Genomic DNA, 24,514 nt, shown 5'->3' on the forward strand with positions numbered 1-24,514 from the left:
CAAAGCTATAAAAAAGGGTCGAATAAGGAATATTCGACCCTACATCTACCTATGAAAAACAAACCCTTGGGAGGGGCGTATACAAATATACCATAAGTGTGAATATTTTAAAGGATTTTTTAAAAAAAAGAATAATTGTTACAACTATATTCCTAAAAATAATTAAAAACACCTTATTTATTACCTAAAAGCCTGATAAATTAAAACTTAACAAGGTTATCTACATGCACAACCAATGATTATTAATAAAAAATAATCTGTACATTTCTTTTATAAATCCAGATTTTCATCACTTTTTTTTTCTATTTTAGTTACCGTTAAGATCGTATAATACTAGAAAATGAGTTTAAGTATATTAGAACAATACATCGAATCTGGAAATAGTAGAGATTTAGATTTGCTTTTAACAAGCAACCCAGCCTTAATCTTAGAAGAAACAAGTCACGGCATTTCGCCTTTATTACTAGCTTGCTATTTTCATAAACCTCAAATCATCCGCGTTCTTCTTCAGCACAATCAAGGCTTAAATATTCATGAAGCAGTGGCTGCCGGCTTGGATAATTATATTGAAGCGATGATTAAACAGTTACCTTCAGTGGTTAATGAGGTCTCCACACATGGTTATTCTGCCCTCGCTTTAGCGACCCATTTTAATAAAGAAGATGTTGTTCGTCTATTACTTGCACATAAAGCCAATCCTGATATCCCTACCCAAAATGAGGAACATCTCTACCCGCTTCACATTGCTCTTCTAAATAAAAACACGGCAATTACAAAGCTACTTATTGAAGCTGGAGCAAATGTTAACAACAGACAGCAAACAGGTCTTACCCCATTGCATTTAGCAGCACAACAAGGAAATATTGAAATTATCGTTTTACTCCTTGAACATGGAGCTATTATTGAATTAAAGAACTCCAATAACAAAACAGCATCAGATCTCGCTGCCTCAAAAGGCTACAGTGATATTGCAACAATACTTAAGGATATGTAAACTAACGCCGGAGCAATTCTAAGCCAATCCCACAACGTAAGCATTGTTTTGAATCGCAATACTTCCTTTTTATATGCAACAAACCTTGTGAATGTGCCGCATGCCACGCATTAACCCCTATATCTTCAAATTTTTGAATAATATTATTTCTTTCAGTTGGTAATTCTTCTAGCCATCGCATTGCCTTTTCTTTCAAATCTTCCAGCTTAAAGTAAGCCCCATAAGAAAATGTTAATGCAATAAATGCATTAATAATCAAGCTATTTTGACTCATTTCACTTAAACTATGATCACTAGTCGCTAAGGATTGCTTCGCAAAACTAAAATGAGTCTTCCAGTAATGAGTAACCCTTATATTATTAAGTAGCGATCTAAATTCACTTAAATTTTCAATCGCTAAGATTCCTTGTAGACGAACACTTTCATTTTGTAACAAACTGGCTAATTGAGCTATTCGAATAGTGGGAAAATTGTGAGGTCGCATCCGTGAAAAAAGCAGTGGAAAATGAGTTTCTTTTAAGGAATAGGCTTTTTTAAGATAAAGATATTCCTTCTGTAATTGTAGAGGATATGCTTCGTCAAAAGTAGAATTTAAAAAACCCGCCTGACCAAAAATCATAGCTTCCAATTTACTGATATCTGTCCTATATTTCAGCAATAATAAATTTGACAATTGCTCGCCTAAAGCCTGAAAAGCGTCTGCATTTACTTTAAATCCGAAACTTCGAAACAGCCATATAAAAAATATTTTCTCCCAATCTCCATCAAATTTTTGTAGTAATTCAAGTATCAATCTTGACTTATCTTCCATTCTTTCTACTGCCATACGCTCTACCCAGCTCTCCACTTTAAAACTATCTAAATGAAGTATCTGACTTTCACATGGAATCCAACGTTGCCCATCCATTAAACGCTGATATTGCTTCAGTAATTCTTCAGAAACATAATCCGACAGTCTGAGTGTTGGCACAAGGGAGCCATCTTCATGAATCACTTCTTGATCATGATCCCACACAACATGTAAAATTACATTTGCATATTTTGCATCTTTTTGATGTCCATGTAGAAACCAATCAGATGATCTGACATGAATCTCCACATTACCTGTCCACAACTCACTTCCGATACGGATTTTTGAAAACAAGAAATCTGGTCCCGCATTGTCATTATGTTCACCTACATGTAAAACTTGGATGGATTCGCCATTAACGGTTTTTAATTGATCTGTGTGATACAGACGCAACCTCCATATGAATTGCAAAAGATCTTCAGGAATAGCCATAACCTAAAGATAATCAAATAATTTAAAGTTTATATATTTACGATAATTTCCAATTGATCATCCGAAATTTTCATAATTTCTTTCAATTCACCTTTTACCTGCGGGGCTTTTATCCCGCCATCCAAAGTACGTTTACTTTTAAAAACCCTAGCCTCATCCCACAAATTAGCTTCAATAAATAGGGACAATGTCTTTGCTCCACCCTCAATAATAATAGATTGCACATCCATTAAATACAATTGATACAAAATATTTTGAGGAAGATACCAATCATAATTTTCCAATTCGATATACTTATTATGACCAGACCATTCCGTCGTCACAGCATTAAAAATAATGGTTTCAGCTTCATCGTTAAAAATAGCAGCTTCAGCAGGAACAGAAAGTAATTTATCTATCAATATACGTTTCGGATTTTTTCCATTCCACTCACGTACGGTCAAGCTAGGATTATCAACCAATGCAGTTTTAGCGCCCACTAAAATTGCATCTTCCTCAGCTCGCCATTTATGAACCAACTGCTTACTCGCCCCATTACTAATCCACACTTGCTCCCCTTCTTTTCCAAGATATCCGTCTGCACTTTCTGCCCATTTGAGAATAACATAAGGGCGATTTTTTTGAACACGTGTCAAAAATCTGCGATTTAACCACAAAGCCTCCTGTTCTAATAGTCCGATCTCAATAGCTATTCCTGCATTTTTTAAAATCTCTGCACCCTTACCGTTCACTTTTGCGAATGGATCTAAACATGCTATATATACTTTTTTAGGCTTGTATCTCGCAATAAGATTTGCACATGGTGGTGTCTTACCATAATGTGCACAAGGTTCAAGACTAACATAAAAAATTGACTGTCTTAATTTAGCTGCGGCATCATCCCCAAAATGGTCCAATACCTGCTGAATAGCATTAACTTCGGCATGAGCTCCACCATAAGGTGATGTAAATCCTTCTCCAATAATTTGATCATCACAAACAATAACGGCACCCACCATTGGATTAGGACTTGTAGTACCTGCTCCCAAAGCGGCCAGTTCCAGGCATCTACGCATGTAGCTTTCTTGCATATTCATATACAAAAGTATCAAAACAATACTATAACTTAAAATACGAGCAATATTGTAAATTTAGACTATCCAATAGTTCTGAATACTAGAGGAGAGATTCATCTTATTTAATAAGGTAAGTTCCAATAAAAATGACTTCAACAAATAAATTGTTTAATATCTGAGGCAATAATAATTGTAAATAAAACAAATTTATCTAAGTTTGACCAATGGAAAAATTACAAACCTACGACAGCTTATTCCAAAAAGATCTAGCTAAATTTTATGACGCAGAAGAAATCAAAAACATCTTCTATATAGTTATTGAAGATGTTTTAGGACTTTCCAAGATGCAGTACAGTCTGAACAAAGAACTGCCATTATCAGAAGAACAAAGCAGTCGGATTTCAAATATTTTAAAAGATCTGCTGAAACAGAAACCTATACAACACATCTTAAAAAAAGCTGATTTTTTTGGAGAAGTTTTTGAAGTCAATCCTTTTGTTCTAATTCCGCGGTCAGAGACAGAGGAATTAGTTGATCTGATCATCCGCAATCATCGGGATCAGCTACCGTTACGTATTATCGATATTGGAACCGGATCCGGTTGCATACCGATTTCACTTAAAAAGCATTTGCCGGAAGCCCATATTTCAGCATTGGATATTTCTAAAGAAGCTATTGCCACAGCCAGACGCAACGCACTCCGTTTAGATGCGCCAATAAATTTTGTGAATGCAGATATCCTAGAATGGGAATATATCTTTCAATCCCAGCAATATGATATTATCGTCAGTAATCCTCCCTATATTACACCAAAAGAAAAAGAGGAAATGCATCCAAATGTATTAGAATTCGAGCCGCATTTAGCTCTTTTTGTAGAAGAAACTGCTCCTTTATTATTTTATGAGACTATAGCTTCTTTTGCCCTGAAGCATTTAACAGCTGAAGGTGACTTATATTTTGAAATTAATCAGTATTATGGGGATGAAACAGTCGATATGTTACAAAAAAAGGGGTTTAAAACAGTGATATTACATCATGATATGCAACAAAATCCAAGGATGATACATGCTAAAAAATAAGGTGATAAAAATTTAATCATTTCATTACCAAATAGTAACAAAATAATTTAAGAATATTTAACTTAAAAGTTGGCACATATCGTCTTTTTTTCTACCTTTGCATCACTTTCAAAAACGAAATTTCTTCAAAAAAGAAAGGATTCCGTAGCTCAGCTGGTAGAGCAATACACTTTTAATGTATGGGTCCTGGGTTCGAATCCCAGCGGGATCACCAAAAGCTTCACAGAAATGTGAAGCTTTTTTGTTATTACTGGATTTCAATAGCACCATTCGGATCGATACCATGTACTGGATGTTAAAGATATTATACGATAATTGTAAAACTGCTCCAATTGCATTTCTACCATTGAGAATTTACAACAAATTACCAACAACTTTTCCCTAGATAAAACCCCACATTATACTGTACCTAAAATATTCAGTCCTGTATTGCCTCAGCTTTATGTTTTTCACCCCACTTTCCAAGTTCTTCAATAATAAGTTTCAATTCATTTCCGATTGAAGTTAATTCATATTCAACGCGCGGAGGGACTTCAGCGTATACCGTTCGTTTCACAATTTTATTTTCCTCCAACTTACGTAGTTGTAAGGTCAGCATACGCTCGGTAATGTTTGGTAAACATTTTTTCAATTCTCCAAATCGGTGTTTTCCGTTAATTAGATAGCAGCAGATCGCCAGCGACCACTGACCGCCAATTATGTTAGAAGCATAAACCTCCAAACATTCATTGGCTAAAGCCTGCTTATTTGCAAAGTTTGTTGAAGTTTCTTTTATTTTTGTCATTACTTACTTTTTTTATAGTATCCCACAATTAGCATCTAACCTACAAAATTTATGCTTCATCAATTACTTTTGTATGAGAATTTTAAAATTAAAAGACATATGAAAACATTAGTAATTGTTATTCATCCCGATGCAGAAAATTCCATAATCAATAAAAGATGGATGGAGGAATTAAACAAGCATCCTAAGCAATATCACATCCATCAATTACATGCCATCTATTCAGATGAAAAGATTGATTTTGTAGCAGAACAGAAATTGATAGAGCAGTATGATAAAATTGTATTTCAATTTCCGTTTTATTGGTTTAATTGCCCTCCGTTATTAAAAAAATGGCTAGATGAGGTTTTTACTTATGGATGGGCATACGGAAGCAAGAGTGGCTACAAAGTCTCAGGAAAAAAGATTGCTCTAGCAATGTCGATCGGCATAGATGAGGAAGAGTACGCTGCTAACGGAAAGTATAAATACACAATAAAGGAACTGACCCGAAATTTTGAATTAACTTTTGAATATATAAAAGCCGATTATCAACCATTCTTTGCTTATTATGGCCTAGAACAAGACAGTTCAGAGGAATGGATTGAAAAAAGTGTTACCCAATATATAGATTTCATGAATAATCTATAACATACTGGTCAGACAAATAAATAGACACTGTCTTTCCATTGGTTATAATTATTGGATTTTTTCAAAAAGAACTTAAATTCGCTCGCTGCCGATTCCATAAAAGGAGCACATGTTACATTAGCTCCTTTTATGGAATCGATATGAGAATTCGAACGAAGCATCACCTTAATTACGTACTGATTTGTTAGGATATACTAAGCCGGAATATTAAAACAACCTATATAGATCATATCGTTGTAATTTCCAATTGGTTTGTCTATGATCAATTCGGCATCAGCATAACATAATATGGCATTCACATTTGAAATTCCTTTATCAACACATGCCTGATAGATTGCTACTTCTGTTTGATCATTCCATATAGGCAGTTCTTCTATAGCAGCTTGAATACTCATTTTTTTGCGACTAAAGTAAACAGTGATCCAATCTACATCATAATCATACTGTTTGTCAATTGCTTTGCTAAACTGTGAACGGAGATTAAAGTCAGGTGCATTTCTCGCATAGGTTTCATCCGTTTTAAATCGATTATAATCCTTAATAAATTTGCTTTGGTCAAAATATTTATAAAATTGTTCTTCCGTTTTATTTGATGTCCCTGTCCAAATATGGATACGTTGTTCTGCCATTTTATTTCTTATACTTTTAGTAGACTGTAAAGATAGCCTAAATTCCCGAACCTTTATTTGTTCATTTACCCTCCCTACCATGGCTCAAGATATCCTTTTTAACGCAGGTAAGTTTTTTTATATTTGCAGTTCAACTAGTGATTCATAACATGTCGACAAAGCAAACAAAAATTGAAAATTTCGATCCATCACAACCTGGCTTACCAGATTCCAGCATATACGGGCTTCCCTTTACAGCTGAAGAAAGTGATATTATTGTTGTACCCGCACCTTGGGAAGTAACTGTAAGTTATGGAAGCGGTGCCAGTAATGGTCCTGATGCTATTTTAAACGCCTCATTTCAGGTTGATTTACTGCACCAGGAATTTCCGGATTTATGGAAATTAGGAATTTTCATGGATGAAACTCCTTCGCACTGGTCGGAAAACAGTGAAAAATATAAAAGTTTAGCGCAACCTATTATAGAAGCGCTAGAAAATGGTGAAGATATTGAAAATGACGCTACACTAAGAGGATATTTAGAAGAAATAAACAAAGCTTCCAAACAGTTCAATGACGAAGTAAAAGAACGCTCATTGTATTGGATGAATAAAGGTAAGAAAGTAATTCTTTTAGGCGGAGACCATTCTACTCCTTTGGGATATTATGAAGCTTTAGCTGAAAACCATGATTCATTTGGAATTTTACATTTCGATGCGCACATGGATTTACGTAATGCTTATGAAGGTTTTACCTACTCTCACGCATCAATTATGTTCAACGCGATCAAACTTCCACAATTGGAAAAAATCGTTCAGGTTGGTATTCGCGATTTTAGTGAAGGAGAATTGGAAGCAGTCCAAACTTCAAATAAAGTAAAAGTATTTACTGACACAGATCTAAAAGCAAATAGCTTTGAAGGAAAAATCTGGAAAGATCAATGTGATGAAATTCTAGCACAATTACCGGAAAATGTAGCGGTCAGTTTTGATATTGATGCTTTACAGCGTTGGTACTGTCCAAACACCGGAACTCCGGTACCTGGGGGACTGTCTTATGAACAAGCAACTTACTTGTTAAGTCGATTGGCTAATAGCGATAAAAACATTATTGGTATTGATTTAGTTGAAGTTGCTCCCGGAGAAGACGACTGGGATGGTAACGTAGGTGCTAGACTTCTATTTCATTTATGTGGCGTATTTGCAAAAAATAACAAACTTGCTGTAGGATCGAAAATCAATTTTTAATGCAAACTGCATGTACTAACGATATTTAAATAGATCATTATCTACTTAAATAATGTTCAAATATAATTAGAGCAGTAGACATTTTACATAATTGCATTTACCAGAAAACACAAAAGCCAATCTTTCGATTGGCTTTTGTTGTTATTAAATAGTGATAGGTCAGTATTTGTATACGTCATATCTCAGAAAATAATTAATTTGTAAATAAATAGAATATTAAAATCAAGGTATGGACAACGCCAAGACTATAGCAACACAAATAATTGAGTTTAATAAGCAATTACATTACTCAGGAAATCTTCCAGATGACTTTCGGGTATTAAATCCTTACTTTGAAAACCCGGAGACCTTAATCGTTATGGAAAAGTTTTACAACAAGTATTACGACGACACTGCTCCTAGAAAATTCATTATAGGAATCAATCCTAGCCGTCACGGCGCAGGGGTCACAGGCGTACCATTTACAGACACCAAAAGGTTAGAACACATCTGTGGTATCCCCATGAAATCTGCACATACTCATGAAATATCTTCCGTTTTTCTTTATGACATGATTAAGGAATTTGGTGGTACACAAACTTTTTATCGACAATTTTACATCAATTCACCTTTCCCATTAGCCATTGTCCGCAGAACAAAGGAAAACAAATGGATCAATGCAAACTATTATGATGATAGAAACTTGTTTGCAATGGTTAAGCCATTTATGATCGAATCTCTAAAAAAACACATAAGCTTAGGCCTGGAAACAACTAACGTATTTGTATTGGGAAAAAAGAATGCAACATTTATTGAAAAAATAAATAAAGAGGAACATTTGTTCGAGAATTTGACGATTCTAGATCACCCACGCTACATCCAACAATATAAATCACGAGAAAAAGAGCATTATATAAATAAATATATCGGTGTACTAGGGACTTAGAAGTAAAGTATAAATTTTATTTGGAGTATAGTACTAGAAACTCTATCTTTGCATCACTTTCAAAAAGGGATACACTTCCAATTAAGAAAGGATTCCGTAGCTCAGCTGGTAGAGCAATACACTTTTAATGTATGGGTCCTGGGTTCGAATCCCAGCGGGATCACAAAAAAGCTTCACAAATGTGAGGCTTTTTTTATTTTTCCTGGATCCGAATAGAAGCGTTGGGATGGTTGCTGCTTTTCATTGCGTACATGCGCTAGATGATTATCCGATGTATTAATCCCAGCGGGATCAAGACACCCATCATATCAATACGATATTCTAAAAAAGCACTCAAAATCGCATGTTCCTATAATATCTACCAGCGTTCCTATAATAGTAAATATTTCATTGTCCCAAACCTCTACTTTCGTAGAAAATTTGAAATATGTTAAAACCACTATCTTTTCTATTATTTTTAGTATCAATCACCCATATAGGTATTGCTCAAAAGCGATACAACATATCAGGAACTATAACAGATATATCAACCGGCGAAACACTAATTGGTGCTTCGGTTAAACTTCAGGAATTACCGCAGTCCGGCAGTTTAAGTAATTCATATGGTTTTTACTCAATTGGTGCGACGGAAGGACGTTATGTACTGATAAGTTCTTACATTGGCTATAAGACCTACACAGATACCATCACCGTTGATAAAAATTTTGTTATAAATATCGCATTGCAATCACAAGCAATGCTTGAAGAGGTAGTCATATCTACAAGCAGAAAAAACAACAAAAATATTTCTTCTCCGCAAATGGGTATTGAAAAGCTCAATATGAAGCAAATTAATCAACTACCTGTCGTTCTAGGTGAACAAGATGTGTTAAAAAGCATCACACTCATGCCGGGAATAAAAAGTTCCGGAGAAGGAAATACTGGTTTTTATGTACGGGGTGGAGGTTCGGATCAAAATTTAATTCTATTAGATGAAGCTACTGTTTACAACGCTTCTCATCTATTAGGTTTCTTTTCAACATTCAATTCAGATGCGATCAAAGATGTGAGTATCTACAAAGGTGGTATGCCTGCTGAATATGGCGGAAGATTATCGTCTGTCTTAGACATAAAAATGAATGAAGGGAATAATAAAAAAATAACTGTTCAAGGCGGTATAGGGATGATTGCCTCCCGCATTAAAGTTGAAGGACCTATCATGAAGGATAAAGGTTCGTTTATGATTTCTGCCCGTCGTACTTATGCGGACCTGTTCCTGAAAGCTTCATCAGATACCACAATAAATAAAAGTACTTTATTTTTTTATGACGTTAACGCAAAAGCAAACTACAGATTCAACGATAATAACGCAATTTACCTTTCAGGCTATTTTGGCAAGGATGTATTGGGTCTTCAGGACATTTTTGGCACTAATTGGGGAAATGCAACAGGTACAGTAAGATTTAATCACGTTTTCAATAGTAAATTATTTTCAAACACTTCATTCATCTACAGCAAATACAACTATGTCATTGAAGGACTCGATCGAGCTGATGGCTTTAAAGCGACTTCAAAAATTACCGACTTAAATTTTAAACAAGATTTCAATTATTATGCAAGTTACAATCATACGTTAAGATTTGGAATCCAAGCAATAAGACACGATATCTCGCCTGGAGATATTACTACCACAGCGAGTTCAAGTTTTAATAACAAGCATGTTGAACATCGGTATGGTTATGAAATGGCAGCGTACCTAAGCGATGAGTGGAAGGTTAACGACAAATTAAGCATGATATACGGTCTACGTCTAAGTTCAATGCTACTCGTCGGTCCTGGAACATTCAGCAAATATGATATGTTAGGCAATACGTTAATATCAGAAAAGTATAAGACAGGCGAAGTTGTTCAAAATTATTTAAATTTAGAACCTCGATTTAGCGTAAGCTATATGTTTGACGATCAGCAATCAATCAAGGCCTCATATAATAGAAATACACAAAACATTCACCTTTTAACAAACTCAACGAGCGCTAGTCCTACAGATTTATATGTCATGAGCAGCAAAAATATCAAACCAGAAATCGCAGATCAGATTTCTACTGGATATTTTAGAAATTTCAAAGACAATACATACGAATTATCAGTTGAGCTATATTATAAACATTTACAAAATCAGATCGATTACAAAGATGCAGCACAATTACTAGTCAATCAGGATGTTGAATCACAACTCCTTTACGGTGTTGGCAGGGCCTATGGTACTGAGTTATTCCTCAAGAAAAGATATGGAAAATTTAACGGATGGCTTGGCTATACCCTATCTAAAACGGAACGTAAATTTGAAGGGATAAATGACAGAAAATATTACCCAGCAACACACGACCGCACACACGATTTATCTCTAGTTGCTATTTACAAATACAACGAAAAATGGACATTTTCGAGCAATTTCGTTTATGGAACAGGTAAAGCTGCAACCTATCCTACTGGCAAATATAATATTGGAGGTAACACAACTTTCTCTTATTCACAAAGAAATGCTTATCGCCAGCCAGCCACTCATCGTTTAGATTTAGCAGCGACTTTCGAGGGAGCACCTGGTAAATATTTTCAGTCCAGCTGGACCTTTGGTATTTATAATGTGTACGCTAATAAAGATCCATATCGAATAGCGTTTAGAGATAGTAAAAAAATTCCTAATGCAACTGAAGCAGTTCAAACCAGCATATTTGGAGTACCGATTCCTTCCATTACCTGGAATTTTAAATTTTAATCTGAAAATCACAAAACATGAAAAAAACTATATTTTACATCCTGTTGCTAGTGCTATTTATCTTAGCACAGTCATGCGAAAAAGTAATTGATATTCAAGTAAATGACGAAATAGGAAAGCTTGTTATTGAAGCAAGTATTAACAATACAAGTTCACAGCAAGAAATAAAGCTGACTCGCAACGTATCTTTTTCCGCAGGCAATGATTACCCTTCAGTAAAAGGCGCTAAAGTAATCGTCTATGATGATGAAGAAAAAGAATATGTATTTCAAGAAACTATACCGGGAACTTATGTAGCAAAAGATTTTACTGGACAATCCGGAAGAAGCTATAGCATGGATATTCAAGTAAATGAGAGTAAATTTACTGCAAAATCTAAAATGCCTCAAGTGGTTCTGCTAGATTCTATTATAGCTGAAAAGCCAAAACTTGGAGACAAAGATACCCGCAATATAAAAGTATTTTACCGCGATCCTAAAGATGACGCTAACCAATATCGTTTTATTCTATTTGTTAACAATAAACAGATTAAAGATGTATATGCCCTAAATGACGATTTTAACAACGGTAATCCGGTTAGTATCACATTAAGACCAAGTGATGATGAGGAGATATATCCAGGAGATCAAATTCGTGTTGAAATGCTTTGCATTGATAAATCGATCTATAATTACTGGTATAGCCTCATGCAACAGTCTTCAGGAGGTGGCATTGCCCCCAGTAACCCACCAACTAATATAAGTCCAAGTGTATTTGGCTACTTCAGCGCCCAAACTATATCAAGCAAAAGTATAGTTGTTAATTAATGTCAACTCCATCATTACAAAGGAACCATATCGTTGAAAACATATGGTTCCTTTGCATTATTTCATCCTGTTAATAACCTTTTATCCATCACCTATTAATTGTCTGCTTGTCAATACGCATTAATAGGTTCTCTTTAAAATTAGCACCCAAAGGCATTTCGAACCCAGCAACAGTTACCCAATGATTATCGACACTTTCAATCTTCTTAAGATTTACTACAAATGATTTATTCACACGTACAAAATCCATACTTGGCAACTTATTTAAGATTGTTTTTATATTCATAGCAACCATTAATTTTTTGTCTTTACTATGTATCATAACATAATCTTTCATTGCCTCGATGTACTGGATCTCGTCTAGTGCAAGACGAAATAATTTTCGGTCAGACTTAACAAAAATATGATCGGTTGGTTGTAAAGCCTGTTTATCATAAGCTTTATTTTGAAAATAGCTGATAGCCTTATCCAAAGCTTTTTTTAACCGATCTTCAGCAATAGGTTTTAATAAATAATCTAAGGCATTCAGATCATAGCTTTCTAAAGCATAATTAGGATAGGCTGTTGTAAATATGACTTGAATTGACGGTGGAATTTGCTTTGCAAACTCCAATCCACTCTCCTCTGCTAAATGAATATCTAAAAAAATCAAATCAAGATCTTGCGTTTCCATAATCATGCGGGCATCGTCAGTATTACTATACATACCCATACAATCTAAGAAGTTATAATTTTTTAGTAATTGCACCAATCCCCTTCTTGCAAAAGGCTCATCCTCAATAACAATATACTTAATGCTTAACTGTTCTATATTCATTCGATCCATCTATTGGAATACTTAAAAATACTTTAAAAATATCTTCTCTATCATCTATTGCCAAATTATAACTATTCGGATATAAAATATCTAACCGCTTTCGAATATTACTCAATCCTAAACCTCCGTATTGTTTGACAGATACTTTCTTTTTTTTCGCATTTACACATGTAAAACAAATCTGCTCATTGGCTACAGTAAAATTAATTTTGACATGCAAATCTCCGTCCATAGCCTGATGCGCACCATGCTTCACAACATTTTCAATAAATGGAATAAATAGAAATGGTGGAATATTAATCGCCTCCATACCTGCATCCACGTCAAAATTCACACTAAATTTATCTCTTCGAATTTCCTCTAAAAAGATAATATTTTGAAGTACCTCAATTTCTTTTCCCAGTTCTATCGTATCCCCTTTTGATAAATAAAGCTGATTTCTAAGAATATCACTAAGCTTCAATAATACTTTTGATGCCAATTTAGGATTTTCATAAATGAGAAAATTGATATTATTAAGTGTGTTAAATAAATAATGGGGATTAATTTGACTTTTCAATTGTTCCAATTGACTTAGTAAGGTATTATTTTCAAATTCCTTAAATCGTATTAAATTGATAATCCATATTTTAAACAGCTTAACACTACTTACAGCCGCAATAAAAATTGTAAAAAGTATGATTAATATCACAAAATCTTTTCCATCTAATAAAGATTGATCTGGCTTCTTAATAAACCGCAATTCCTGACTCTCTAAGATCAACATACTTAAGAAAATGATGGTATAAAATGCGAACAAAGTACCTCCATAAGCTAAAAACTTACTTCTCAACATAAACACAGGTATCAAAACATAGTGATTAATATAAAATAAAGCCAAGAGAATAATAATTGAAATACATTTTACCAGTAGATTCCACACCTTCATTTTTTCATCAACTTCTGCAGGCGCATTATTTGGTAAAAAATGAATTCCTATGATTGCTGCTATTAACAAAACATGCCGTATCCAGCGGTATTTACTGTCAATTACGAAATCTATAAAATGGCTATTTTCATAACCGATAATTATTTGTCCATTTCTCATTTAAAAGATTTGCCGGTAAGCATTTAATTTATTGCAAAGGTACATTACTCCGAAAGTGATTTTGCGACCTTTTATCATTTATTTTTTTCAAAAGATACGTCTTCATTTAATTGCTATCTATTTGTAATCTTATGTTCTATATGATTCTTCTTTGTATTGAAATTAGATTCAAATAATTCTTAACTTTGTACGTAATGAAAACCCCCTATTTGAATTCTAGGGTAAGTCATGTTTGTTTCGATAGAAAATCTACCTTTTTAATGTGTAAGTTGTTAATTTATATATTAAAACATTTGAACAAAAACCAATTGATGCAAATGTTGTTACTAAGAAAAACAACATCCATTCGTTGCGCGACACTTTTACTAGGTTTTCTAACTTTTTACAACAAATAACATGGAAAATAAAAAAAACAAAATTACTGTATTATATGTTGACGACGAGGAAAACAATCTCGTTTCTTTCAAAGCAACTTTCCGTTTCAAGTATAAAGTACTTACTGCCATTAGTGGTTCTGAAGCTATCGAAATTGTAAAAAAGAATCACGTCGACATTATAGTTACAGATCAACGGATGCCAGGCATGACGGGTGTACAATTTTTAGAAGAAATCATCAAGATTAATCCAGAACCTATGCGCATTTTACTTACCGGTTATACCGATATGGCCGCAGTTATAGATGCTGTAAACAAAGGGAAAATTTTCCATTATCTAAATAAACCTTGGAGTGAGGAAGAATTAGACGAAACAATAAATCGGGCCTATGATATCTATTCTGAACGAAAAAATCTATTAGAAACATATTCGAAATTGGAAGTATCAAATGAACAATTAGAATTTTTACTTCGTCAAAAATTGCTTTCATAGGTTATACCAAAACCTAAATTCAATAAGTTTTTTTGCTTGGAACAACAATTTTAAAAGTTGTTCCAACTCCAACTTCAGATTCAACATCAACTGTACCCTGTAATTTAAGTAGCGCACTTTTCACGTTATAAAGACCAAATCCCATACCCTCAGCTTGGTCACTTGCTCTAAAAAACAATTTGAAAATATCATTGATATAGTCTGAAGAGATTCCTATCCCGCAATCACTTACTTTCAGCGTTGCATTTCCATCAGAAACTTCGACAGATAATTTAACAAATTTATTTTCACAATCCTTTCTTTGATATTTAAAAGAATTAGAAAGCAGATTATGTAAGATTAATTCCAAGACAGTTTTATCGCAAATAAATTCTTCTTTTTGATCAACACTGATTATAAATTCTACATCATTATTCCGAACAGACATATTATAGAATGCTTGAATATCATTAAAAAGTTCACTGAAATTAATTGTAGATAGCATTAATTCACCACGCCTCAATAAATAATAATCACGTAAGCTATCGATATATAAATCCAGTCTTGTCAACGAACCATCCATTAATCCTAATAACTCATGAATTTGATCGACCTGATCAAATTTCAACCCAAGTTTAACAGCTGATAGAACTCCAGTAAGTGGATCGCGAAGATCATGACTTACACTATAAGCAAATTTATCAAGCTCATGATAAGCTTTTTCTAGTTCCTCATTTTTTATATCGAGCATAGAATTGGCTGTATAAAACTTATCAGCCTCTTCGATACAGGAAATCATTTCCTCCTCTATCCATGGTTTACGGACAAAACGGAATATATTTCCTTTATTAACAGCATCAATTACAGTTTCCATATCTGCATAAGCAGTCAATAAGATACGGATAGGTCTTGGAAAATCCTTTTTTATACGATCAAAGAAATCAATTCCTAACTCATTTGGCATGCGTTGATCACAGAATATGATTCTGATTTTAGGATTTTTAATCAATATCTCTTGAGCTTCAACTGTTGAAGAAGCGGTATGTATAACATAGCTATATCTAAAATTGGCTTTAAAACCAAATAAGTTATTTAATTCATCATCAATATATAGTATTTCTATATCTTTTATCATAATCTAATCATATAGCAGTAAATGCCGCACCTACAAAAATAAGAATATCCCTTACTTTAAAGATAAGGTTCCATTTAAATAATTTGTCGAATCGGAATAATTAATTTAAAAACGGTCCCTTCTCCGACTATAGAATCAACCACAATCTTTCCATTATGCTTGGCTATAGTATTATAAGCAATTGACATACCTAAACCTGTGCCCTCACCAACATCTTTAGTGGTAAAGAATGGTTCAAAAATTTTCTCTCTAATTTCTGATGGAATCCCAATGCCATTATCAGCAATACTAATATACATAAATGACTCATCTTCAGTTAATCCTGTTTTTAATTTTAAAATTCCACCCGGATTATTTTGAAATTTCTTATTGATCGCATAGATCGCATTAGTCAATATATTTAAAAAAACTTGATTAAGTTTTCCTGCATAACATTCTATCGCTGGTAATTCACCGTAATTTTTATCAACTTCAATCCCTTGCTGTATTAAACTGTTTAGAATAACCATCGTAGATTCCAACCCCTCATTAATATCAGCAAATTTAAGTGTGTCCTCATCGACACGTGAAAAGATTCGAAGACTTTTAACGATCTCAGCGGTTCGATTGGCTCCCTCACTCATTCCTTTCAATAAGAAATCTACTTCAGTTCTGAGGTATTCCAGATCAATTTCTTCTTTATAAGCTATAATACGAGATTGTTTTTCACTTAAGGTCAGTTCATCATCAAGGGCAACACTTTCCACTTCATCTAAAGTTTCCCAAATCATATTAATATCCCGTTTCAAAGGCGCAACACTTGAGGTGACGAAATTAATCGGATTATTGATTTCATGTGCTACACCAGCAGTCAATTGCCCTAAAGAAGCCATTTTCTCGGCCTCTACCAGTTGTGATTGCGTCTCTTTTAAATGTTTCAAAGTCGCTTGCAGCGACTCATTCGTCTCCATTAATTCGCTCGTTCTTTCTTCCACTTTTTGTTCTAAAACCACATTCTGCTCACGAATAAGACGTTCATTCTCCAATAAAGTAGCCAATTCTCTAGTCTGCGATTCCTCCTTCTCTTTACGATAAATATTAATTTTATCTCCCAATGCGAATGAAAGTAATATTGCTTCAATTACTGAACCAATCTGTACAGAACGTACTGTAAAAAAATTATACTTTAAGATATTATAATCTTTAAAAACATATACAACAACACTCACTAAAAACACACACCAGGCAAAAAGGAAGTATTTTGTTTGTTTATACTTCTGTCCAGATAATTTAAATGCTACAATCAAAACAATTATAGAACCACCGCCAGCTACTATATTTACCATTTTATATGCTGGAATTAAAATCCCGGCAGCTAAAAATCCAATAATAATAAAATAACTAATCAAAAAAATATTAAGGAGCTTATCAAGTTTTGGAGCATCCTTTGCCGTCTGCAAAAATGATTTTACAAAGAAAATCGCTGCAATACCTGACATTGCTCCCGAAAAAGTAAGCAAACGACTTGATAGCCAAACACTATGAATAGAAAAAAATGGTTCAAAAATCCCTAGTATTATACACTGTGCAATTGTAACCCAGAAAATATAATTGACATAAACATAGTAATGTGATTCTCGAGTCGAAAAGAATAAAAAGATATTATACAAGATCATAGCAAGCATCAACCCTATATAAATTGCCGAGAAAATATCCGTCTCTAATAAAGTTTCCATCACCCCCCTCTCTGTATGAATCGAGATTGGGGCCATCAATTGAGTATTACTCCTTAATTTAAAAAAACACGTTACTTTTTCACCCTTTTTTAGCGGAATTTCAAATAAGAAAAACTGATGTGGATAAGCACGATCTTTTACATCACCACCATATTTTAAACTTGTACTGTCTACAACACCATTTCTTAAAGTATAAAAAACGACCTCATCAATATTAGCATGAGACAAATTTACAACAAGCTTCTCCTTATCAGAAAGATTTCTTATTTCAAATTGAATCCAATTATTAACATCTTCAATACCTAAGTTAAGTACTTCATCTTTACTTGCTTTAAATAAATTGGGCTGACGACGTACATCTTCAAAGGTGAGTTGCTTTGTTTGATCTTTTAGAACAGAGACACTCTTACCAATATATGAGTTTGATTGATCTTTAACAAAGCGAATACCCTCAAATGCATTGGTGCACAAAAATGAAATGAAAAGCAGTAAAGTCAATAATAGTTTTTTTTGATTCATAATATCCTATAAATCAATTGAAATCTGAACCGATATGACTGTCCATATCCAAATAATATCGTCCTGAAGATACTCGCTCACCCAACAATATTCTCCGACAGACATTTGTTGTCATAGCTCCCCCCAAGACAACTTCTGAAGCAAGTTGAGGCCAAGAAAGTAATGTTTTCTTGATTTGTGGAATGGATTTCTTCATTCTAATGGATAATTGATCCGCATTGACGATTTTCATTAGATATTGTAATCTTTCGCCTTCCGATAAGGTATTCAGTTCAACCATAGTTAAATCACCTATTAAGCCATGAAAAATTGGGCGGTCGGGTTCCTGATCAAATCGTTCGATATCTAACATCCCCCTGTCATTAGTATCCATTACCACCGGAATCTTTAAGGCGCGCGCATTAAATCTGCTTTCCAATTTAACTTCAAAACTATCACAAACCTCTACTAACAAATCGATCTTATCTGTTTCTCCTAAAAAAGAATTGTAATTTTTAGTATTTAATCCCTCTGGAAAAATTTCGACTTTTAAAAATGGATCTATTTCCGCTATTTCTCGTGCTGCAATAATTACTTTTGGTACAGCAAGATTAAAAACAGCTGTGCGTAATCTATTTAAATTACTTAAATCCAGTTCATCAAAATCTGCAAGTCTCAATGTCCCACAAGTACGCTCCATCGCCATTGTCAAAGCTATTGACTGTCCGACAGATAGTCCAACAATACCAACTATCTTTTGAGCTAAAATATCTCTTTCCTCTGTTGTAATTTTAAGCTGATTTCGATTCGTTCTTACCTCAATAAACTCCTTCTCATCCAATAAGTGAACAAGCGTTTTTCGCCATGGATAATATACCCAAACACCATATTCTTCCAAACTCTTTCCTTGTAGGAAATCTTGTATAAATGACTGATGCTTTAATTCTGATTCCCAATCAGCAGGGTAGCGACAACGTCCCAACTCATTAAGCTGTCTTTCAATCTCATTATATTCAAAAACAATATCACCTTTTCGCCTAAGCTCTTCTAAAGATTTTCTATCATGAGTATTAGCCAATCTAAAATATAATGGGCTGTATGGCACATCCAACGTATCAATCATATTATATTATCAAAGTATATTGAGATTATTCTCGTCAAAAAATTCAGCATTAGTATGCTGTTTAGTCATTTGTTTGATGACCTCAGTCAAATTCCATTTATCCATGTTATCCAGTTGCAACATATAATGTATCTCAATCTCTTTAGAGCGCAATTCCTCTATTCTAACCACATTACCACGGTTACGTAATTCTAAAATAGCCTTTCTATCTTCTTCAGAAGCTAATTCAAGATTATTAACGTCATCTAAAATCATCGTTGTTGCGAGAAGATCCAGTTTCGGATAATAAAATGTTCCGTTATTTCCTACACCACTTTCCAAACGATAGCCCACACATTTTGTTAAATTAATGGTGTATGGGGCGCATAAAGCAAATAATGATTTTATACCTATTTGTGGTGCAATTGCAATTGCTGCTCTAGTTAAAAAAATACTTCCAATACCATAGCCCGCAATTTCCCTTGAATTCCATAGCCCACAGCCCTCGCCTGTACCTTCTTGTGCATAGTCCCATACCAAATCAAAGATTTTAGCGTCCATGTTTCCTGTCGCCTCCTCGATAGGAAGAGGCTGGGATCCTCCTGAAACATGTATCCTTGCACCTCCGTATACATTTTCTCCATCCAGAGATTCTACAATCAAAACGAAAGCAGCAGGGTTATACATCCAATCATTTTTGGATGATGTAACTTTTTTCACACCTATGGCCGTTAAAACATGTGCATGTCCCTCTATAAAACGTTCGCAAGTTTTAGGATCATCGATTGCACGAAACGCTCTTAACCTGACCACAGGACGTCCCTCTTTAAATATTAGTGCCATGGACAGTTAATTATTCGATTAAGATTCAAAAATAATCAATATAATCAAAAGCTGTTCACTATATATAAAAATATTAAAAATGAACTATTTTATTGAATTCTAAATCATTAAAAACCTAAAATTGTATAGCGTAATTAGAATATAAACTTGGTAGGCCCTTAAATATTATTTTTTGAAATAAACTCAATTTAATTGTTTTTTTGTATCTTTTTCAAATTTCATTAGATTATATCAATAATGCATTTTGCGATAAAGGAGTTTCGAAGTCATAATTTTATTCATTCGACATTTTGAAATTACTTTGTTGCAACAAATCAAAGTTACTGAAATCATATATGAAATTTACATATAGATCATCAAAAACACCTTAAAAGTTAATTCAAGATAACTATGTGTTACATAACACTTTCTTCTGAATAATAATTTTATTAAAATCAAGTCCAAAACAACTTTTCAATTCAACTCGGATTTAGAATATACATGAACTAATATAATCTCCATATAGATAAGATACCAAGGTTACCTGCTTATGGTATTTTACGATAATAACATCTTAAATGGTAAGTTTGTATTTATTAAACCATCATGTGTTTATCGCGCCATAGTAAAAAACAGTTTATGAATTAAATATCGATGATGGTTTCAACTGATAAATAACGTATGCTCCATGAAAATATTAATTATAGAAGATGATCAGCGCGTAGCAGAACTCATAAAGAGAGGACTGGATGAACAGGATTTTGAAACCGTATTAGCTTATGATGGGTTATCAGGTAAAAAGCTTTTTTCCCAAGATCATTTTGACTTAATCATTACGGATATCATCTTACCCAAGCTGGATGGTTTAGACCTTTGTAAGCAAATCAGACAAATAAATCCAGATCTTCCAATCATTATGCTGACAGCACTAGGAACTACAGATGATAAAATAGAAGGGTTCGATGCCGGAGCTGACGATTATTTAGTAAAGCCATTTGAAATGCGCGAACTTTTAGTCCGTATTAGAGCATTATTAAAGCGTCGTCAAAAAACAACTGGTAATCTCAATTTTGTTTTACACTTTGAAGATCTCGAAATGAATCTACATACCAAAATTGTAAAACGTGGTCAGCAAGAGATTAATTTAACACCTAAAGAGTTTAAACTGCTGGAATACCTGATGCAAAATCCTAACAGAGTATTGTCTCGGGTCGAAATTGCAGATAAAGTGTGGGAAACCCATTTTGATACCGGCACGAACTTCATCGATGTATACATCAACTACCTCAGAAAAAAAATAGACCGTAATTTTGACAAGAAACTCATCCATACAAAATCCGGAATGGGTTTCATTTTGAAAAAAGAACTATGAAAATAAGAACACGTCTAGTTTTTCTATTTACCGTCATTACAGCAATTATTCTTAGTTTGTTTGCTACTGTAATCTATCTATCTGCAAAGGAAAACAGACAGATAGAATTTTACAATCTACTACAAAAAGAAGCGATCACCAAAGCCAATCTTTTTCTAAATGCTCATGTAGACAAAAAGATTTTGCAAGATATCTACCATAATAATAGAAAAATATTGAATGAGGTTGAGGTTGCTATTTATGATACCAAATTTGATTTAATCTATCATGACGCTGTGGATATCGATTTTGTCAAAGAAACAAAACCTATGTTTGATGAAATTTACCAAAAAGGTGAAATCAAATTTTATCAGCAGGACTGGCAAGTTATAGGTCTTCAGTATGTTTATACAGGTAAAAGATATATTGTTACTGCGGCCGCTTATGACCAATATGGTTATAGTAAACTCCATAATCTATTAAATAATAGCATTATTGTTTTTATTATTTCAATTTTGTTTATTCTCATAGCAGGTATTTTTTTCTCTAAGAAAGCATTTGAACCAGTTCGTGCAATGAGTGAAAAAGCACGAAATATTTCTGCTACCAATCTTGATCTCCGTTTATCAAATAATGACAATAAAGATGAACTATCTGAGCTTGCCGATACCTTCAACGATATGTTGGACCGCTTAGAAAACTCATTTGACGCACAGAAACATTTTGTATCGAACATCTCTCATGAATTGCGCACACCACTTGCTGCTATTATTACGGAACTGGAATTATCAATGAGTAAAAATCGAGGGATAGACGATTATAAGAACGCAATTAATCATGCATTAAATGACTCAAACAAATTGGCCCGTTTGTGCAATAGCCTCCTTGATCTAGCAAAAGCTAGTTATGATCCTACCGAAATTGCATTTAAGCCCATACGAGTAGACGAACTTTTGTTAGATGCCAGACAACAGGTTCAAAAAACCAACCCCCAGTACAAAATTGACATACACTTTAACGACGATTTTGAAAACGATAATCAAATCTCCATAAATGGCAATGAATACTTATTAAAAGTAGCCTGTAGCAATCTTTTCGAAAATGGTTGTAAATTCTCTACCCCATCTCGCTGTACTGTTTCTGTTCTGTTTGATAGCCAAAATATAGTGCTAAAATTTGTTGATTTAGGAATTGGAATTGCAACCGAAGATCTATCACAGGTTTTTAGTCCATTTTATCGTGGTAAAAACAAAGACTATACCTATGGACACGGCATTGGACTTGCGTTGACACAAAAAATTGTTGCACTGCATAATGGCAACATCTCGGTCATTTCAAAAGAGAACAAAGGAACAACTTTCATCTTAACCTTACCACATTGCTGATGCTATAATTTTGTAATCTATATTCAAAAGATATCAACGACTCGCTATACTTAAATCTTAGATAAAATAACACCGCAATAAACCGGACAGAAAAGCCTAACACTACGGTGAAGGTTCTGTTGCTTGGCAAAGATCAAATCTGATCTTAAAGCAAAATATTTATAATTTCATCTTCTTTATTAACACTCCAGAAAATCATTCTAATAATTTTCTAATAATTTTCTATTCGTCTTCTAACTGCTATACTCCTACAACCTAAGCACCTTTGCAATGTTCAAAAACAGCGATAAAGATGCTCCTCATGGAGAAATATCACTTAGGCACTAATAAATGTTAATTTAAAATTCTTAGCGATGAAAACCACAATTACAAAAAAACATAGTCACTTAATCCGGATTCTCATCATTTCTATACTTTCTCTTAGTCTAATGGGATGTCATACAAAAGTTGATGAAGAAATTACTGAAGATTTCACACAAAAAGGTGATACCATTCAAGTCCAAGGAAAGGTAAAATCACAATTAAAGACATATACTGTTCTCAAACAAGCTCATCATCTGGAGCTCATTACATCCGGGATAGTGAAAGCTATTCCAAATCTCTATGCTGAAATCGGTTCTCCATTTTCAGGACGTGTTTCAGCAGTACATCTCAAATTAGGAATGAAAACAAAGTCCGGAACTCCCCTTTATGAACTGATATCTCCGGAATTTATTGATACTCAAAAGCTATACTTTCAGGCAAAAACAGCTTATCAAAATGCTAGATTGATTCTAAAGCGACAACAAGATCTTAAACAACATGGTGTAGGAACTGATAAAGATGTCGAAGAGGCCAGGGCCCAGTACGAAATTACAGAGAAAGAATATCAAAATACGTCTGCTTCGCTTAGATTCTTCAATGTAGATACTGAAAAACTAGTTTTAGGACAGCCACTTATTATCCGATCGCCTATTGGTGGTGAAGTTATCAGCAATGACATTGTTCTGGGACAATACATTAAATCGGATGATTTACCCCTTGCTAAAGTAGCCGAACTGAACACTGTCTGGGTAGTTGGAATGGTTAAAGAACAAAATCTAAACCTTATTAATAAATTAGATTTAGCCGAAATTACTACAATAGCCTTTCCTGATGATAAGATAAAGGGAACCATTTACCACATCGATGAAATTGTAAATGAAGATACCCGAAGTGTCCAAATACTTATTGAATGCCGCAATCCCGATCGTTTATTAAAACCAGGCATGTATGTGAATGTCAACTTTACTAAAAAAGCTTCTGATGCTGTGTTCATTCCTGCAAAATCATTACTACAATATAATGATCAAAGCTATGTGTTCTTAGCAATTGGGAAAGATAAATATCTCAGACGCTACGTCGAAACTGGTATCACAGATAAAGATCAGGTACAAATTTTATCAGGTCTGCAAGCAGGAGACAATATTATCAGTGAGGGTGCATTTTATCTATTAAATGCAAAATAAATAGTATTTCGAAGAAAGTTTATTCACATAAAAACTGCTGTACATTCTCAAGTATATTATTCCAATGAAACCAATTACGCTGTGAATTGCATTTGGGGATCTAT

The 24,514-nt window shown here is 33.9% G+C and carries 21 protein-coding genes and 2 tRNA genes; 13 read left to right on the forward strand and 10 right to left on the reverse strand.

The features are described 5' to 3' along the window. Positions 1-340: 340 nt before the first annotated feature. Positions 341-994 (forward strand): ankyrin repeat domain-containing protein, encoded by a 654-nt coding sequence (locus tag JAZ75_RS25140; protein ID WP_021188140.1) that lies wholly within the window; start codon positions 341-343, stop codon positions 992-994. A 1-nt stretch (position 995) separates the two neighbouring features. Here JAZ75_RS25140 and JAZ75_RS25145 read toward each other — a convergent pair whose 3' ends face one another. Continuing rightward, the gene (locus tag JAZ75_RS25145) at positions 996-2,276 is read right to left on the reverse strand and encodes a DUF2851 family protein (protein ID WP_208699332.1); all 1,281 of its coding nucleotides are present in this window, start codon (positions 2,274-2,276) and stop codon (positions 996-998) included. 29 nt (positions 2,277-2,305) lie between these two features. Then, positions 2,306-3,352 (reverse strand): bifunctional diaminohydroxyphosphoribosylaminopyrimidine deaminase/5-amino-6-(5-phosphoribosylamino)uracil reductase RibD, encoded by a 1,047-nt coding sequence (ribD, locus tag JAZ75_RS25150; protein ID WP_208699334.1) that lies wholly within the window; start codon positions 3,350-3,352, stop codon positions 2,306-2,308. Positions 3,353-3,555: 203 nt separating this feature from the next. Between ribD and prmC the strand changes: the two genes are divergently transcribed. Together prmC and JAZ75_RS25160 are read left to right on the forward strand one after the other, a co-directional pair. Then, on the forward strand, positions 3,556-4,410 hold the full coding sequence (gene prmC / locus JAZ75_RS25155; protein WP_208699336.1) for a peptide chain release factor N(5)-glutamine methyltransferase: 855 nt from the start codon (positions 3,556-3,558) through the stop codon (positions 4,408-4,410). A 138-nt stretch (positions 4,411-4,548) separates the two neighbouring features. After that, positions 4,549-4,624, forward strand: a tRNA-Lys gene (locus JAZ75_RS25160). Between the two features lie 204 nt (positions 4,625-4,828). Here JAZ75_RS25160 and JAZ75_RS25165 read toward each other — a convergent pair. Continuing rightward, the gene (locus JAZ75_RS25165; protein ID WP_021191443.1) at positions 4,829-5,194 is read right to left on the reverse strand and encodes a winged helix-turn-helix transcriptional regulator; all 366 of its coding nucleotides are present in this window, start codon (positions 5,192-5,194) and stop codon (positions 4,829-4,831) included. Between the two features lie 99 nt (positions 5,195-5,293). On the opposite strand from JAZ75_RS25165, the gene JAZ75_RS25170 reads away from it, so the two are divergent. Continuing rightward, complete coding sequence (locus JAZ75_RS25170) at positions 5,294-5,824, forward strand: NAD(P)H-dependent oxidoreductase (protein ID WP_208699338.1); 531 nt, start codon at positions 5,294-5,296, stop codon at positions 5,822-5,824. Positions 5,825-6,018: 194 nt separating this feature from the next. On the opposite strand, the gene JAZ75_RS25175 is transcribed toward JAZ75_RS25170, so the two are convergent. Continuing rightward, the gene (locus JAZ75_RS25175; RefSeq protein WP_021191445.1) at positions 6,019-6,453 is read right to left on the reverse strand and encodes an immunity 22 family protein; all 435 of its coding nucleotides are present in this window, start codon (positions 6,451-6,453) and stop codon (positions 6,019-6,021) included. 149 nt (positions 6,454-6,602) lie between these two features. On the opposite strand from JAZ75_RS25175, the gene JAZ75_RS25180 reads away from it, so the two are divergent. From JAZ75_RS25180 to JAZ75_RS25200, 5 genes are all read left to right on the forward strand, one after another. After that, positions 6,603-7,679: an agmatinase family protein gene (locus JAZ75_RS25180; RefSeq protein ID WP_208699340.1), complete on the forward strand. Its 1,077-nt coding sequence runs from the start codon at positions 6,603-6,605 to the stop codon at positions 7,677-7,679. 229 nt (positions 7,680-7,908) lie between these two features. Beyond that, on the forward strand, positions 7,909-8,604 hold the full coding sequence (locus tag JAZ75_RS25185) for an SMUG2 DNA glycosylase family protein (protein ID WP_132843173.1): 696 nt from the start codon (positions 7,909-7,911) through the stop codon (positions 8,602-8,604). Positions 8,605-8,694: 90 nt separating this feature from the next. Then, positions 8,695-8,767 (forward strand) — tRNA-Lys (locus JAZ75_RS25190). A gap of 264 nt (positions 8,768-9,031) precedes the next feature. Next, a complete protein-coding gene (locus JAZ75_RS25195; RefSeq protein WP_208699342.1) occupies positions 9,032-11,359 on the forward strand; it encodes a TonB-dependent receptor in 2,328 nt (775 codons plus the stop codon). Positions 11,360-11,376: 17 nt separating this feature from the next. Then, on the forward strand, positions 11,377-12,165 hold the full coding sequence (locus tag JAZ75_RS25200) for a DUF4249 domain-containing protein (RefSeq protein WP_208699344.1): 789 nt from the start codon (positions 11,377-11,379) through the stop codon (positions 12,163-12,165). 88 nt (positions 12,166-12,253) lie between these two features. On the opposite strand, the gene JAZ75_RS25205 is transcribed toward JAZ75_RS25200, so the two are convergent. Next, complete coding sequence (locus tag JAZ75_RS25205; protein ID WP_208699346.1) at positions 12,254-12,982, reverse strand: LytR/AlgR family response regulator transcription factor; 729 nt, start codon at positions 12,980-12,982, stop codon at positions 12,254-12,256. Then, a complete protein-coding gene (locus tag JAZ75_RS25210) occupies positions 12,957-14,069 on the reverse strand; it encodes a sensor histidine kinase (RefSeq protein WP_208699348.1) in 1,113 nt (370 codons plus the stop codon). The genes JAZ75_RS25205 and JAZ75_RS25210 overlap by 26 nt, the downstream gene beginning before the upstream one ends. Positions 14,070-14,465: 396 nt before the next feature. On the opposite strand from JAZ75_RS25210, the gene JAZ75_RS25215 reads away from it, so the two are divergent. Further along, positions 14,466-14,936: a response regulator gene (locus JAZ75_RS25215; RefSeq protein ID WP_021189665.1), complete on the forward strand. Its 471-nt coding sequence runs from the start codon at positions 14,466-14,468 to the stop codon at positions 14,934-14,936. Between the two features lie 19 nt (positions 14,937-14,955). Here the strand turns inward: JAZ75_RS25215 and JAZ75_RS25220 are convergent, their stop codons facing one another. The 4 genes from JAZ75_RS25220 to JAZ75_RS25235 all read right to left on the reverse strand — a co-directional run bounded on the left by JAZ75_RS25220 (position 14,956) and on the right by JAZ75_RS25235 (position 20,208). After that, positions 14,956-16,050, reverse strand: coding sequence for a sensor histidine kinase (locus tag JAZ75_RS25220; protein ID WP_132843168.1), 1,095 nt, complete (start codon positions 16,048-16,050; stop codon positions 14,956-14,958). Between the two features lie 74 nt (positions 16,051-16,124). Beyond that, positions 16,125-18,284: a 7TM diverse intracellular signaling domain-containing protein gene (locus tag JAZ75_RS25225; protein WP_208699350.1), complete on the reverse strand. Its 2,160-nt coding sequence runs from the start codon at positions 18,282-18,284 to the stop codon at positions 16,125-16,127. A gap of 13 nt (positions 18,285-18,297) precedes the next feature. Then, the gene (locus JAZ75_RS25230; protein ID WP_208699352.1) at positions 18,298-19,386 is read right to left on the reverse strand and encodes a ThiF family adenylyltransferase; all 1,089 of its coding nucleotides are present in this window, start codon (positions 19,384-19,386) and stop codon (positions 18,298-18,300) included. A 9-nt stretch (positions 19,387-19,395) separates the two neighbouring features. Next, entirely contained in the window at positions 19,396-20,208 is an 813-nt protein-coding gene (locus tag JAZ75_RS25235; protein WP_208699354.1) for a hypothetical protein, read from the reverse strand. Between the two features lie 667 nt (positions 20,209-20,875). Between JAZ75_RS25235 and JAZ75_RS25240 the strand changes: the two genes are divergently transcribed. From JAZ75_RS25240 to JAZ75_RS25250, 3 genes are all read left to right on the forward strand, one after another. Beyond that, positions 20,876-21,559: a response regulator transcription factor gene (locus JAZ75_RS25240; RefSeq protein ID WP_208699356.1), complete on the forward strand. Its 684-nt coding sequence runs from the start codon at positions 20,876-20,878 to the stop codon at positions 21,557-21,559. Further along, complete coding sequence (locus JAZ75_RS25245; RefSeq protein ID WP_208699358.1) at positions 21,556-22,923, forward strand: sensor histidine kinase; 1,368 nt, start codon at positions 21,556-21,558, stop codon at positions 22,921-22,923. The genes JAZ75_RS25240 and JAZ75_RS25245 overlap by 4 nt, the downstream gene beginning before the upstream one ends. Positions 22,924-23,276: 353 nt before the next feature. Continuing rightward, positions 23,277-24,410, forward strand: a complete 1,134-nt coding sequence (locus JAZ75_RS25250) for an efflux RND transporter periplasmic adaptor subunit (RefSeq protein ID WP_208699361.1) — start codon at positions 23,277-23,279, stop codon at positions 24,408-24,410. Positions 24,411-24,514 lie beyond the last annotated feature (104 nt).

The sequence above is a fragment of the Sphingobacterium sp. UDSM-2020 genome, from assembly GCF_016132525.1.
GTDB classification, from domain to species: domain Bacteria; phylum Bacteroidota; class Bacteroidia; order Sphingobacteriales; family Sphingobacteriaceae; genus Sphingobacterium; species Sphingobacterium anhuiense.